The organism is Propionispora hippei DSM 15287, assembly GCF_900141835.1.
In the GTDB taxonomy this organism is placed as follows: domain Bacteria; phylum Bacillota; class Negativicutes; order Propionisporales; family Propionisporaceae; genus Propionispora; species Propionispora hippei.
Map to the genome: position 1 here is coordinate 1 of NZ_FQZD01000063.1, position 14307 is coordinate 14307.

A 14307-nucleotide genomic window follows, 5' to 3' on the forward strand; every position below is an offset into this window, starting at 1 on the left:
CACCACTTTCGCGGTGTTGTCCCCATCTATGAGGCAGGTTGTTTACGCGTTACTCACCCGTTCGCCACTACCTGGCGTTCAACACCAATCGCTCTTACGTTTCCGGTTAGTCACTTTTGAAGATGCGTGATGAACTCGCTTCGCTCGTTCATAAGACGCGGCTCAATTGTAATTCCCCGGTTAGCATGTAGCGTTTGGTGTTAAACACCAGACCGTTCGACTTGCATGTGTTAGGCACGCCGCCAGCGTTCGTCCTGAGCCAGGATCAAACTCTCCATAAAAGTATGTCGTCCATAAACCTCTCTCTTTCTCTTCTGTATACACAGACAAAAGTTCAAGGTCCGGTAGTGACTTCCCATTTGATGGAGCCTTTTGATGGCTCTATAATTGTTTAAAGAATTATTTGCATTCGTTATATATTGGAGCGGAAAACGAGATTCGAACTCGCGACCCTCGCCTTGGCAAGGCGATGCTCTACCACTGAGCTACTTCCGCACCTTAACAAATGTTTGTGCTTTCTAAAAGCACCGCACATCTGGCGTATGATTCTTACATTGTTTAGTTTTCAAGGAACACGTCCACTCGCCATCTCTCGACGGCTTTATTATTATATCGAACTCCCTCAGTTATGTCAACAATATTTTTTATGGAAATTATTGTTTCTGGGTGAGGCGACTTTTATATAATAGCATAGCTATATGCTTATGTCAAATATCTTTTAAAAAGTTTTTCACTATTATTCATATTTATGTATCTTCCATTATTATTACACTGTTTATTACGTTAAAACGGATAAGGCCAGCAAAGTTGCCGGCCTTATCCGCAGAGGTTATCCTAAACCATTTTGCTGGTACCATATGGCCTTGCCGCGCAGCACATTGCCGCCTTCGCCTTGAGCCACCCCTTTAAAAAACCATAAGTCCCAACGTTCGCAACTATAACCCGGACCATATCGGCCATCTGGATACCCGTTATCGGCATAGCCTGGGTTTAATCCGTCCAAATTGTTCGCCGCCTCGGCATGGGTCATAACCCGGCATAGATCAACAGTTAAGTCAAGCGTACGGCATAGTACGGCTATAACCTGCGCCATGGCTTCAATTTGGAGCGCCGTAGGCGGCTCACTGCCCAAATTACTGGTAGTGGCATTATATGCGCAGGCCAGTGAAATCCCCACCGAACCACTGTTGCGCTTATAGGTATGCGACTTTACAGTGGCTAATGTCCCGGAACTCATGTAAACACTGCCGTCAGAATCAATATTAATGTGATAGTCGTCGAAAAATTGCCCATAGTGACCGGCACTCCAGTGCAGGTAGAGCTTCACATCCCTATTCAGCCCCCGTGCTGCTGACCATAAGTCTGTTTTGGCCTTTAAGGCCTCTTGACGAAGTTCTTCCAAAGTAATCAACCGCATATTTATCCCTCCTTATTATGTTTATGCTGCTGCCGGCCACACGGTCCTTACTCTTTTACCAAAAACGGCACGGCACATTTTTACCTTCCGTCTAACCTCTTGTTTACAACTACCGCCACCTGCCTAAACAAAAAAGGACTTGGCTTCACCAAGTCCTAATCAATAATCCTTTGTCACTTTTTACTCATCCGAAACAGACTCCTCTCGGCAAATAGAAAAGCCGTCCTATGGACGGCCAAAACCCGGATGTATTATATATCTGCCAGCACGAATGTCTTCCATCGCTCTTCTATGGCGTTCCATTTCACGCTGCTGTCTTTGATGCCACTCTTTCCGGCTTTCATGCGGGCGGCGTCTCATTTCCCTTTCATGTCTTTCGTTTTCCCGCCGTTCCTGTTCATGGCGCTCTCTTTCCAAGCGTTCCCGGTCGTGCCGTTCCCTGTCTTGATCATGTCGGCCATATTGTTGGGCCGGCAGAACTCCATTCTGAAGCGGTGACGCTTCAATGACCGAAGCACCAAACCCAATTTGCAGCATTCCTACCAGTGACCAGACTACCACTTTCTTGCCAATTCCCCTCATAGCTGTTCCCTCCCTGCTTTCTTTAATTTGAGTATAATTGGAATTTATGACAGAATTATGATCGTCCGACTGTCTATTATTTTATGTTTAAGTTAGTCAGGTTCCCGGCATTATTTCTCACTCATTTTCCTTTTAAAAAATTTTTCATATTCATTAAGTACCTGATCAAGCTTTTGGCTCGCTTTTATGACTTCCGGATCAGTAAACTCTCTGCCGCGGGCAATTTCATAAAGCTGAGCCCGCAGTTCCTGAATCTTGTTTTCAATTTCCCGTAAACTGCTCATTGGAGATCACCTCTCATCCTCCAATGGTCCATCCAATTTGCAACTGCAATTACTTTTCAGGTATTGTTCGGCATGACTTGCCTTGCAGAATAATTCCTGCCAATTGATTTTGCATCTTAAACAGACCACTAGTTTTCCAGCACATAGTATGCCCTCAACCAAAAAAGTTATTTAGGCTTCCCCCAAGCTGGAAGGATGGCAATAATTAAAACCGCTTACCTTACGTAAGCGGCACGTCTTAGTCTGTTTAGCTTGTTTAATGGCTAAACAGAGATATAACGGAAACTCCGATGGTATAGAGCAGTAACAGCCCTGTGAAAATGATAATCGGATGGGTCCATTCAGTATTCATCGCCTTCACCCCTTTATGAATAATCAAAGCGCCTATGGCAGCTTAAAATATATACAAAGAATCGAACTTGCCGTTATTATTCCAATGGAAATCAATCCATATACTACATCCGTCAGCACAACTAATCCCCCTTTGTCTCATCTGTTGCCGCAGCACTTGCTATTATATCAGCCTCTACATGTAAATTTTTGTCATTCCTCCGGCGCACTTCCTGATAAAAAAATTTGGCTTCTGCAAATTTTATTGCAGAAGCCTTCATCGTTTACCGGTAATGAGAAACCATTTTTAACCGGTCTAAAGCAGTAATACCGCTTACGTAGTCTGCACAACTTTCTTTACATCCTAAAAACCGCCTAACGGTAATACCGCTTCCGCCACCAGCCATGTCCCCAACCACCATGGCCCCAGCCACCATGCCACCATGGATACCATCCTCCCCAACCCCAGGGAGCACCCCAACCGCCGGCAGCAATGATAATCCGGGGTGAGCGTGACAAATCAAGGCCGCAGTATGGGCAGCGTTCCATAGAAGACACCTCCTCCCGCTCTTTTTATATACTATGTAAACTTTATCGATTTGGTAAACGTTTCGGCGAAATTCTTTCTTGTCAGTAATCAACCCGCTCCGCCGCTGGGTGGAACGGGTTGATTTTCAAAAACAGACTATCTGACGGTTATTCGCCAATCATAATAACCGGCGTGCCGACCTCCACCTTGGGAAACAATTCTTCAATATCTTCGTTGCGCATCCTGACACAGCCACCGGAAACTTGTCCCATCACCGGGCCATGCCAGGAGCCATGTACACAGGTCTTAGCCGACGACAGAATCAGCCGGCGAGACCCCAGATCCGCACCGCCAGGCTCCGGAACAGGTAATATCTCCTTTTCATTGATTTGATAGGTACCCGGCGGCGTCGGCGTAGCCGGCCGGCCGATTGCTACGGTATATCGTCCCAGCAGTTGATTTCCTTCAAAGTAAAAAAGACTCCCTGTCGCGAGATTGATAACAATAAAATGGTTCACTTATTTATCCTCCCTTCCCTATACTGTATGCAAAACAGACAGTCCGGGTGAAGGTTTATCTCGTTGCTATCGGCTTCTCATAACAGGAAGAAGCCTCCGGGCAGCGCCGGAGGCTATCAATTAGTTATTATGTAGAATTACCGCCAGCAGGGCCAATCCACCCAATGTTCTCATAACTTCCTCATGGTGCTCTTTCTCCCGTTCCTGACGGTCACGCCATTCCCGTTCTTCTTCGTTATGTCTTCGTTGCATTTCTCTTTCATAACGTTGATTTTCTTCTCTGATCCTTCGATCCCGTTCGTGCTGCCTTTCTTCATAACGATACCTTCTATCACCATCATCGTGCCGGGGAGAAGCTTCAAGTACGGATGCGCCGAAACCGATTTGCATGATACCTACCATAGAATAAATAATAATTTTTTTAGCGACCTTGTTCATGGGAATCCCTCCTTGATTTGATGACTTAAGTATAATTGGCAAATGTTACATCTTTGTGACAGAATAAACTCAGTTTCTTTTATAATTTTCTGGCCTTCCTTTTTCCTTTTCCCCTATAATATAAGTAGTATAACCCCTGTCCCGGCAGCCAAGCTTCCCGCAAGGCCCCCCGGGCAGGAAGAAGGAGGCATCTTCATGTATGCAACGGTCATCTTTGATGTGGATGGCACCCTGATTGATACGGAGCAGGCCATCTTGCTGGCACTGCAGAGAGTCCTTAGCGAAAGCTGCCAAAAACAGTATGCCTGCGAAGAATTACATTTTGCCTTGGGCATTCCAGGCATGACCGCGTTAGAAAAGCTGGCTGTCCGCGACAAAGAGCAGGCCCTAGCCAAATGGGACGATTATATGAACGACTATTTTCATACAATCACCGTCTTCACCGGCATTGAGGCGGTATTGTCCGAGTTGGTTGCCCGTCATATTCCCACAGGCATTGTGACCTCCAAAACAAAAGCCGAACTAACAAAGGATTTTGTTCCTTTTGGGTTAATGAAATATCTATCTTTCATTGTTTGCGCCGACGACACAACAAAGCATAAACCCCATCCCGAACCACTTTTAAAATACCTCGAGCTTTCCGGCTTCCGGCCTGAAACAGCGTTATATATCGGCGATACCGCCTATGACCAGCGCTGTGCCGGTCAAGCCGGCCTGGATTTCGGCTTGGCACTTTGGGGTAGTAAAACACCTGATTTACCGGCTACTCACATCTTCCAAAAACCCCATGAGATTTTAACTTTACTATAAGCAAAGGCGAGCTTGATCAGGCAAGCTCGCCTTTGTTTATAAACCGGTCACCCCTGCAAAAAATGTCCCCCTATCTTGACATAGAGGGACCACAACAGAGGAGTATGAGAATATTGTTAATAGAGGATGACCCTCTATTAGGTTTTCGTCCGGCAGCAGCAACTCTGCCAGACTGTATTGCATGGTGGACAACTTTTACTATAGAGGATATTTATGACAAATATATGACAAACCGAAAATATTATCATGAATTACTTTGTAAAAGCTCGATACCCGCATCTGATTTTCTTTTAATTTCCCGGATAGTATTATCAATATGAATAAATATCTGTTTTGATAGCCCTTCCGCCCTTTCATACAGGCTATTGGCTTCGCCGGCGGCCTGCCTTGCCACAGCGTCCAGCACCTTACTGCCCATATCGTGCAACTCATGATGTACGCCGTCGATGGCCTGCCACTCTTTATTTATATCGGGATGAGTCAGCTGAATAGCATGATAAAAATGACCGAAAGCACAACGCTTTGAATCTATCTGAATCGGGTAAGACTTCATTTCATCAACAATTCGTTTCAAATTCTTCATCCAGTTCCCATGAGCAACCTTGGCTTTGGTCAGCGTCTCCGTCAGATCGTCGTTAGAAATGGCATGGACACCGCCATTTAGCGACAGGATCATATCCCGGACCATTTCACTCAGTTCATTATCAATCACAGATAGCTGCTTTGCATTTTCTGCGCTCATAATGGCATCATCATGTATGCTCTGGGTCATGCTGTGCAGTTTTTCCGCATCCCGGGCGGAATAGGTCATCGCCTGATTTACCTGCTGCGCCGCTTCATGCACCTGTTTCATTGAACCTGCTACATCATCGATATCCGCGACCGTATCCTTCAGCATGGCTACATTTCCCTGTATGGTGCCGGCAACGCTGTCCAGTTTTTCATTCATGCCGCTGGTAGAACGCAGCGTATTATCCAGGCTCTCCCGGCTATCATTGGCCGCCTGATGAATGTTATTTACAAAGACCCGCATATCATCCAGGTTCATTTTTGTATTGTCGGCCAGCTTTCTGATTTCATTGGCGACCACAGCAAAACCCCGCCCGAATTCGCCGGCTCGAGCCGCTTCAATCGAGGCATTCAACGCCAGTAGATTTGTTTCCGCCGCGATGGCTTCCACACCGTTTACAATCTCACTAACCTTGGCAGCCATTTCCGTCAAATGCTCAATCTGCTCCTGCATAATGGCCGTATCCCGGATAACTTCCTCCTTTAGCTCCTGTATCTCACCAAGCTGCGCCATGCTTTCGTCATTCTTCTCAATTAGCCCCCGCGAAGCCGTCGACAAATGCTCCATCGTCTCCGAAGCATGCTTAATGGTATCATTGACATCATTCATGCTGGCTGTAATCTCTTCCACAATGGCCAGATTGGATTCACTTAACGTCGTCATGTCCTGCGCAAACGCCGTTAACCGGTTCGATTCGTGAGTCATTCTTATATCGAACTCACTTAATTTAGGTACGATACCAATCATTTTTTTGGAGTTCACCGACATTTTCCGTTCGCTTTCAAAAAGCTTATCAAACTGTTTAAGCATCCTTTGATGAATGGGGTAATCCACCTGAAGCAGGTCAACCGGCTTGCCTTTTAAACGGTCTTCCACATTCTGAATAATGCAAAGAGCCTCATGACATGGCGCTTTCTTAAAAAAACTCATATTTCATCCCCCTATAACACAAACCTGAGCAAAAGCACGATTATTGTACCGTAAATAATTTTATTCGTCCATATCCCGACAAAATCCTTTTTAAACCGCCATTTCTTTGCTTCGTGTATAAACTGTTAGTGAATTGCTTTTTTCTTAAAGGTGCCCCCAAACACATCATGTACATCATTGATGGTGACGAAGGCCTTTTCATCGATTTCCTCAATAATCGCTTTTAGTTTGGCAACCTCCAGCCGGGTAATCACTGTATAAAGAATATTTTTCGCATCACCGCTATAAGCGCCTTCTCCGCGCAAAATGGTGACTCCCCGGCCAAGCCGGTCCATCAGCGCACTGGTTATAGCTGCCGACTGCTCGGACACGATAATCACCGCTTTCGACTCATCCAGCCCTTCAATGGTAATATCAATTACCTTGGAAGCAATAAAATAGGTGAATAAGGAATACATCGCCCGGTCCCAGCCAAAGACCAAACCTGCGCCGGTCAAAATGAACAGATTGATAATCAACACAATCTCACCGACGGAAAAGCTGGACCGTTTGTCCATTAAGATGGCAACTATCTCTGAGCCATCCAGAGAACCGCCATACCGGACAATCAGGCCAACGCCGATCCCCAAAATAACACCGCCGTATACGGAAGCTAAAAACAGATCCTCAGTTAACCCGGGAACCGGCAGAAAAATATTACTCCAATAAGACAGGGACAGAATAGAAAATAGAGTAGCTATCGTAAACGTCTTGCCAATCTGCTTATAGCCCAAATAAACGAACGGAATATTAATCACGACCAGAAACACCCAAAAGGGCAGTCCTGTCAGGTGGCTTGCCATAATGGCAATGCCGACTACCCCTCCGTCGATCACATTATTCGGTACTAAAAAAATCTCCAGACCGGCTGCGTAGATAATGGAACCAATGAACAACAAAAGGTACTTCCTAAAGTATTGTAATAATCGATGTTTTTTTGTCATGCAAAAACCTCTCTTTACTTTTTTATTTTATTGTACAGCAGTAAACCTTGCTAACTGCCTCCCCTTCTATAATATCACATTTTTCCAAAATAAAAAAAATCACCCCGCCCGGCAAGGTGATAAATTGGCCTCTGCAGGTTTAAGGGTACAACCTTCAGAACAGCCCAAAAAATAACTTATTGACTGCTCGCTTATATTTAATTTCCCCGCCCTTAACATTCATATCCCCATCCAAATGTGCTTCCCATTCCAAGGCGGCATCTTTGCTGAAATTACGCTGGAGGCTTACCGGCACATAGTGGTCGCCGTCGTGCCAGCCCACACCGGTGCCAATATACCAGTTCCGGTAATTATTATTTTTGTAGACCGCAACTCCGTATTCTTCATTAACTGCCGTCTGTCCGGCTTCCTGCTTCGTTTTATTGGCAGTTTGCGTCGCCAGCTTTTCGGCGTCGGTAAGTTTTTTTACACTGACTATGGTATTATCGGTTTTTTCCAATGCCTCCGGCGGCAGCGTCGGATCCTGGCGATTAATTTTTTCAGCCACCTGACTGGCTGCTTCCGACGGCGTAGCCGCCGTCACGGTAAAATTGGTTACCGGCTGAACCTGCCCCTGCTGGACTTTGGCGATAAACGAGGCCAGCATCGCCGCATTCTGCTTATTTAAATCCAGCATATTCTGCAGCACATTGGCATTCATCGCTTGCTGCTGGCTTAAGACGAGTGCTTTTTGTTTCTGTTCCTCTGCCTCCCGGACCCTTCCTTCCAGCGAATAGATATAAAACCCCAGAGCCAGGGCCACCACTACTCCGGCAATTGTCTTCCAATGCAGCTTAATAAACTCCATTACTTCACCCCAGCAACCGAACCAGTCCGGCTGTCACCACAATTCCCACACCGGCCCCCAGATAAAAAGCCCGTTTTGTCTGTTGATTGACGATAGCCTTCATCGCACTATCCAGTTGTTCCACTTCCTCCGCCTTGCCAAGAAACCAATTGCCAATCCGGACTAACCAATTTGTCATATTTATCCCTCCCCTATCAGTCTATGAATTTATGTTAACAAAGGTGTTTGCGGAGACCTAAAGAAAGACCCCGCCCGGAATGATCCGAAGCGGGGTTTCCTTCTTTAGATCAGCAATTGACGTACCCTGTGTACAGCGTATCCCACACACAGGCTGCCGCCATGGCTGCTCTAGCAAGTATAGGAAGGACCGTTGTCGTCACAGCAGCAGAACAACAGTAAAATAATAATGATGATAATGATAATCCAACTGCGGCCAAAGCCGTTTCCGTAGCCACATCCGCCAAAACCCATGTAAAATCAGCTCCTCTTCACATATTGTGGTATGTATATACCCTTATATCCTATGGTTTGCAGCGAAACGATGTTACAAGGGCGCGGTGGAAAATCCCGTCAATCACCGCTTGTTATAAGAGCCGGAATCCGACAAAAAAAAACTGCCGTTGCCGGCAGCCACTTACTTCCCGTTACTTTTTATCCCGCATACAGAATACCTTGCTTCCCTTCTCCCGGTGAAAATTGATGCAAAGACAGCACTTGCCATGCCTCTCGCAGGCAGTATTCGTACAGTTGCAGTTTTTTTCATTACAGTTAGCCATTGGCTCGCCTCCTTTATCTATAACAAAGAATATTCCATTCAGATAAAGAAAGTCCTATTACCGGGTGCTCCCTAATAGCCCAAATAACTTCGTAAAATAACAAACGAATTCTCCGGCAACCGGCAGTCTTCCTCAATCAGATAATTTACTTCCTCTGCCAGTTCAAGTTCGCCCAGATGAATTAACTTTTGCCGCAGATCCCGCAGCCTCTCCCTTTCCTGTGTTTGTAGATCACACAACAAGCTATAGCCCAATTCCAGCGAATTCATTTCCATATACCGGCGCAGTTCGATCATGCAATTTCTCGACTCGGCCATATAGCCTTCTATCCGTTCCATTTTCCTTTGGCACTTTTTTTCCCGAATATAATCACATACCCCTTTAATGATCTCAAACGCAAAAGAATACTCAAACAACTTATCTCGCCTCCACCTGCTGATACCAAAGCATATGCTTGGACCACCGGCTTTATGACAAGCCAAAAACCGGGCAACATCCGGACGACTGTTCTGCCGCCGCTGTTACCCGGTTCTTACGTGTACGGTTTACCGTATAAAATTCGTTATTTCTCTGGGCTCCTGCTCTGGCAGTGCAATGCCTGCCGCCTTGCCTGCCTGCAGGGAATACAACAGCCAAGCCATATTTTTACCCAAAAGCCGCATAGTCTGCATCCCCTCCAGATCCTGCTGGACCTCCTCCGGCGTATTGCCATGCACCATGTTCCAGTATTGCGAAGAAACAATCGGCATATGAGAAATGGTAAAATACTTGTTCAATTGCTCAAAGGCGGCGGTTGCGCCGCCGCGGCGACAGCTTACAATGGCAGCGCCGGGTTTATATCGGAATACGCTTTTTCCCGCAAAAAAAGCCCGATCCAACAAGGACGTAAGCTGTCCGGAGGCTGCGGCGTAATGAACCGGAGAACCAAAGACAAAACCATCCGCCTGCTTAGCCTTTTCAATAAGTTCATTGACCGGCCCATCGGGAAACACACATTTTCCCGCATCATCCCTGGAACACCCGCCGCAAGCCATGCAGCCACGGATTGGATTTACTCCCACATGAAGCAGCTCTGTTTCCACATTAGCGGCATCCAGCTCTTTCCTGACTTCGCTCAAAGCCGTGTATGTACAGCCCTGTGCTTTGGGACTTCCATTAACCAATAATACTTTCATCCTTACACCCTCCCTTATTCTGCCTATTCTTTTATTATATCAGCAAGGCCGTTTCGTTTTCTAATAATCTTAGGTAAAAAAATCACCTTCCACCAGGGAAGGTGCCGTTGTCAGTCCGTCTCGCCGGAAGTTGTTCCTGAAGCTGCCTGGTTTCCGTGTAAAGAGAAAGCAAGAAAAAGAACGATGATAATAAAAACCCAGCTGCCGCCGGGTGACCGCCACCTGCCCTGCCCGCTCATAGCCCGACCTCCTTCGCCGCCAATTAGCCCTTCTCTCCTTATCCTATGCGTCTGCCCCAGGCAGGGTACTGGCGACAAAGCCAATATTCGAGCCCTGGCCCCGCTTCCAGACGGTATTCAAAAGTACTGGATCACCATAGAGCATTTCAGTATACCGCCCGATTTTCGTCATAGAACGCAGGATTATCAAGGTTTTATAAAATAAACCGGCTTAAAAAAATCATACAAACTTCTTTTTATAAAAAAAACGACCAAAGAAGGCCTATCCCCTTTTCCACCCAATCCAGCCAGATTAGAATACCGGTCAACACCAGTAAATAGCCTGCTGTTCGCTGCACTAAGGGCAGTGATTCATACAGCCCCCGTACACGTAATGCATACTTTCTTAACACCGTAACCAGCAGAAAAAACGGCAGGGCAAAGCCCATGGCGTAGGCCAGCAACAAAGCTATCCCTGCGCCAACCGTAGCTGTTTGGCCAGCATACAATAAAATGGCTGTAAGAATCGGGCCAATACAAGGGGTCCAACCGGCAGTAAAGGCTATCCCCAACAGCAGGGCGCCAAACGGCCCCCGGAAAGGACGGGACAAAAACGGCCGGTACTCCCGTTCCAGCGAAGCAATCCGGATAATTCCCGACAGTTGAAGTCCCATCAGGATAATCACCAAGGCCCCTGCTTGTCGGATTTTTTCCTGATAATCAAAAAACCATTGTCCCAGTAATGATGCCGTTGCACCCATAAGGACAAAGACCAGGGAAAAACCAGTAAAAAAACAAAAAGCATTCACATATAACCGGCGAAAGTTTATCTTCTCTCCGTTAGCCGTTCCCGCCAGCATCGCTGAAAAGGCCGGCAGCAAAGGCAATACACAAGGGGATGCAAATGATAGCAGCCCGGCAAAAAAACTACTTAGCAAAGTAACCTGTTCCATACCTTCACCTACAGTCCCTTTATAACCGTTTCCAATTCGCTGAACGTAACCCCGCCACTCTTACGGTAGCGGATAATGCCCTGCGAATCAACCACTAGCGTGGTCGGAATGGCAGTCACCTTAAACAGCTTCGCGACCGTTCCATCCTTATCGAGTAGTACCGGCAGTTCATAGCCCTGCTGCCGTAAAAAATCACCGACTTGCTCCTTCGATTCCTGTAGATTAACCGCGTAAAACTGTACTTTGCCGTTATAGGATTGAGCGAAGCGAACCAACTCAGGAAGTTCGGCCCGGCAGGGCGGACACCAAGTGGCCCAAAAATTAATTACATAAAGCTGTCCGCCACCGCCAACCTCGACCGTCTTTCCCGCCAAACTGTCCAGTTTAAAGGCCGGAGCCACCTTGCCAATGGTTACTCCCGTTCCCGATTGCACTGCTTGTTGTTTGCCAGGAACAGCCTGCGGCTGATTAATGCTAAACAAGCCATAAGCGCCAAGCACCGCAACGATCATAACAACAATCCATTTCCATTTACGCAAGATAATCCCTCCTCGTGATATTTTCAAAGCCTTCGTCACTAATTCCCTATTCCCTGCAGACATTTTGTATGCAGTTAGAAACTCAAAAGCCTATTACACCAAATCGCTTAGGCAGCAGGATAAACAAACGTTAGCATAAAGAAAAAAATAAAAAGATGTATCAAAGAAAACGGAGTCTTTAATACACCTGAATTTTACCGTTGCCCGCCAGGGAACCGAACCGTGAACCTACTGATTATGAATCATACTATAAGCGTTTTTCATAGTTTGTAAACGGACGTTGCATTTGATATGCTTGGGTTAATAACCAGCTTACCAATCCAGACGTTGTAGATAGGTCAGGAATTTGCTATTTTCTTAACAGAATAGCAAACGCTTATTCGTGGCCGGCAGGAATAAGTATATTATTGCTCTTATTTATATCGTGTAATCAATACGTTCTCCCCTATGCTCGGGGTTTTTGTGAGCCGTATTGTGAAAATTATCTGCAGCATTTGCACTCGGTTGTGACTCAGCAGGTTCCTCAGTAAAAACCGTCTCCGGCAAATTCTTTCTCAGCTTTGAACGATAGCGCAAGCGGTTCTTTAGTTTTACCGGTCTGGTAGGCCTGATCCTTTTTACACTTTTAACTGGTTGAACCGGTAATATTTCCTCTTTCATAATTGCCTCCACCCCCAAGACTCATAGACAAAAATAGGGCCCGTTAATAAAGCCTACTCGTCCAATTTAATTATTTCATAAGAATACGACAAACATTCAACAAACCCTGCCGGTGCAGTAGAATAAACAACGAAGGTAATAAGTGACTGCAGCCTTGCAGCTTCCGCATTACAGGGCGGTACCCTGGCACTCTATGTTATTAGGTTTGAATAGTCTTGTCCCTATCCACGAAGAAATCTATTTTCACTTCAATCCCCGAAGAAAAAAGAGAGGCCCTTAAACGTTTGGATGGTAAGTTTAAATAATATCTTAATTTGTTATTTCTGTTATAGTCCCTTCAAACCGCACCTTGGCAGCGGATTGGGCAACGGTCAAAAAATAGGCTGCGTTCACATTTTATATTGCTTATTAATAAATCCATTTTATTAGCATGATCTCGAACAAAAGAGGAGTAGACTGTTCAACAACGGCCTACTCCTCTTTCATAACCTATAGCCAGGCTACTGATTTATCATAAACTGGATAGTCAACATGTGGTGGTTCGTAATTCTCCGCGGGATAGCCTAACGCACATCCGTCAAGAGCATAATCCCCACAAGATAAGCCTAGTAATTTACAGAATTCGGGGTCGCTATCCATCTGTATAGTTGCGCTTACAAGTTGAAAGCCAATACCGAGAGACGTCGCTTTCAGCCACATAGTGTGCAAGCAATAACTAATGGATTGAGCGGCGACGGGTGGGGTCCCTTTTCTTTCACCAACTACTATATAGTAAGGTGCATTACCTATGCCGGGAACACCTTGTTGAGCAACTCGTCTAAGATTTTGAACAAAAGGAGCTAAACCGATCTTTTTTTCCAGTTCGTCAGCAAATTGACGGAATCGGCTTTGTATAATACTTGCTGCTGTTACATTAGCTGTCGAAGAATTTGGAATAACTATTACCTTTCTGAAATCAGATTTGCCAGCAACTGCTAATGCTCCGAAAGGAGCAATTAAACCTGCTTGGATTACTGATTTAATGTCTTCTTTCCTTGGTGCATCAGGACTAAATGCTCTTACCGTGCGGCGGGCTTTCACAATATCGTCTAATGCTTTACTATGTTGTTCGTTGATGTTATCAAACATTTTACATTAGCTCCATTTCTTTTATCCGAAATTATGCCCCTGAAACAAGAAACAATACGCAATACGAACACAGCCAGAAAGTCAGGACCACCCGTAAAACGGGTGGCTTGATTACGCCCTATAAGGGCAAGGTACTAGCTGAGTCTCAAGACTCACTGAAAAAGTCCGCCAACCGCATAACCTTTTCAGTCAGCCCCTAAAGGGGCTCTTTTTATGACTTTTTCACGGGCTCACCCGTAAACGGGTCTGTCAATTCCTTCAAACTTAGCTGGTCGACAATTATATCTTCTTGTAACTGCTCTCGGATATATTTTGCTATTGCCTCTTTGTTTCGTCCCACCGTATCCACAAAATATCCTTTGCACCAAAAATGCCTGTTTCCATACTTATATTTTAAATT

19 protein-coding genes, 1 tRNA gene and 1 rRNA gene are annotated in these 14307 nt (G+C 45.7%); 1 reads left to right on the forward strand and 20 read right to left on the reverse strand.

The window, feature by feature from the left end; all coding sequences use genetic code 11:
• The 8 genes from F3H20_RS19215 to F3H20_RS19245 all read right to left on the reverse strand — a co-directional run.
• Positions 1-281 (reverse strand): 16S ribosomal RNA (locus tag F3H20_RS19215); the annotation flags it as partial.
• Positions 282-420: 139 nt separating this feature from the next.
• Positions 421-495: transfer RNA gene (locus F3H20_RS19220), tRNA-Gly, on the reverse strand.
• A gap of 334 nt (positions 496-829) precedes the next feature.
• Entirely contained in the window at positions 830-1417 is a 588-nt protein-coding gene (locus F3H20_RS19225) for a peptidoglycan recognition protein family protein (RefSeq protein WP_149736464.1), read from the reverse strand.
• A 225-nt stretch (positions 1418-1642) separates the two neighbouring features.
• On the reverse strand, positions 1643-1999 hold the full coding sequence (locus F3H20_RS19230) for a hypothetical protein (protein WP_149736465.1): 357 nt from the start codon (positions 1997-1999) through the stop codon (positions 1643-1645).
• A 110-nt stretch (positions 2000-2109) separates the two neighbouring features.
• Complete coding sequence (locus tag F3H20_RS19235) at positions 2110-2283, reverse strand: aspartyl-phosphate phosphatase Spo0E family protein (RefSeq protein ID WP_149736466.1); 174 nt, start codon at positions 2281-2283, stop codon at positions 2110-2112.
• Positions 2284-2988: 705 nt separating this feature from the next.
• Positions 2989-3162, reverse strand: a complete 174-nt coding sequence (locus tag F3H20_RS20050; RefSeq protein ID WP_188128425.1) for a hypothetical protein — start codon at positions 3160-3162, stop codon at positions 2989-2991.
• Positions 3163-3309: 147 nt separating this feature from the next.
• Positions 3310-3660, reverse strand: coding sequence for a L,D-transpeptidase (locus F3H20_RS19240; RefSeq protein WP_149736467.1), 351 nt, complete (start codon positions 3658-3660; stop codon positions 3310-3312).
• A gap of 120 nt (positions 3661-3780) precedes the next feature.
• Complete coding sequence (locus F3H20_RS19245) at positions 3781-4098, reverse strand: hypothetical protein (protein WP_149736468.1); 318 nt, start codon at positions 4096-4098, stop codon at positions 3781-3783.
• A 195-nt stretch (positions 4099-4293) separates the two neighbouring features.
• On the opposite strand from F3H20_RS19245, the gene F3H20_RS19250 reads away from it, so the two are divergent.
• Positions 4294-4908, forward strand: coding sequence for an HAD family hydrolase (locus tag F3H20_RS19250; protein WP_149736469.1), 615 nt, complete (start codon positions 4294-4296; stop codon positions 4906-4908).
• A gap of 244 nt (positions 4909-5152) precedes the next feature.
• On the opposite strand, the gene F3H20_RS19255 is transcribed toward F3H20_RS19250, so the two are convergent.
• The 12 genes from F3H20_RS19255 to F3H20_RS19300 form a co-directional block, all read right to left on the reverse strand.
• Entirely contained in the window at positions 5153-6628 is a 1476-nt protein-coding gene (locus F3H20_RS19255; RefSeq protein ID WP_149736470.1) for a methyl-accepting chemotaxis protein, read from the reverse strand.
• Between the two features lie 125 nt (positions 6629-6753).
• A complete protein-coding gene (locus F3H20_RS19260) occupies positions 6754-7611 on the reverse strand; it encodes a YitT family protein (RefSeq protein WP_149736471.1) in 858 nt (285 codons plus the stop codon).
• A 154-nt stretch (positions 7612-7765) separates the two neighbouring features.
• Complete coding sequence (locus tag F3H20_RS19265; protein WP_149736472.1) at positions 7766-8458, reverse strand: hypothetical protein; 693 nt, start codon at positions 8456-8458, stop codon at positions 7766-7768.
• Positions 8459-8462: 4 nt separating this feature from the next.
• A complete protein-coding gene (locus F3H20_RS20055; RefSeq protein ID WP_188128426.1) occupies positions 8463-8636 on the reverse strand; it encodes a hypothetical protein in 174 nt (57 codons plus the stop codon).
• A 170-nt stretch (positions 8637-8806) separates the two neighbouring features.
• The gene (locus F3H20_RS20330; protein WP_262501644.1) at positions 8807-8929 is read right to left on the reverse strand and encodes a hypothetical protein; all 123 of its coding nucleotides are present in this window, start codon (positions 8927-8929) and stop codon (positions 8807-8809) included.
• A 376-nt stretch (positions 8930-9305) separates the two neighbouring features.
• Positions 9306-9650: a hypothetical protein gene (locus F3H20_RS19270; protein WP_149736473.1), complete on the reverse strand. Its 345-nt coding sequence runs from the start codon at positions 9648-9650 to the stop codon at positions 9306-9308.
• A gap of 129 nt (positions 9651-9779) precedes the next feature.
• Positions 9780-10409 carry a flavodoxin family protein gene (locus F3H20_RS19275; protein WP_149736474.1) on the reverse strand — a complete coding sequence of 210 codons (630 nt, stop codon included), beginning with the start codon at positions 10407-10409 and terminating at the stop codon, positions 9780-9782.
• Positions 10410-10884: 475 nt separating this feature from the next.
• Entirely contained in the window at positions 10885-11580 is a 696-nt protein-coding gene (locus tag F3H20_RS19280; protein ID WP_149736475.1) for a cytochrome c biogenesis CcdA family protein, read from the reverse strand.
• 8 nt (positions 11581-11588) lie between these two features.
• Positions 11589-12119, reverse strand: coding sequence for a TlpA family protein disulfide reductase (locus F3H20_RS19285; RefSeq protein WP_149736476.1), 531 nt, complete (start codon positions 12117-12119; stop codon positions 11589-11591).
• A 417-nt stretch (positions 12120-12536) separates the two neighbouring features.
• Entirely contained in the window at positions 12537-12779 is a 243-nt protein-coding gene (locus F3H20_RS19290) for a hypothetical protein (protein ID WP_149736477.1), read from the reverse strand.
• A gap of 489 nt (positions 12780-13268) precedes the next feature.
• Positions 13269-13907, reverse strand: a complete 639-nt coding sequence (locus tag F3H20_RS19295) for a nitroreductase family protein (RefSeq protein ID WP_149736478.1) — start codon at positions 13905-13907, stop codon at positions 13269-13271.
• Positions 13908-14118: 211 nt separating this feature from the next.
• Positions 14119-14307, reverse strand: a 189-nt coding sequence (locus tag F3H20_RS19300; RefSeq protein ID WP_188128405.1) for a transposase, incomplete at its 5' end; no start/stop codon positions are given.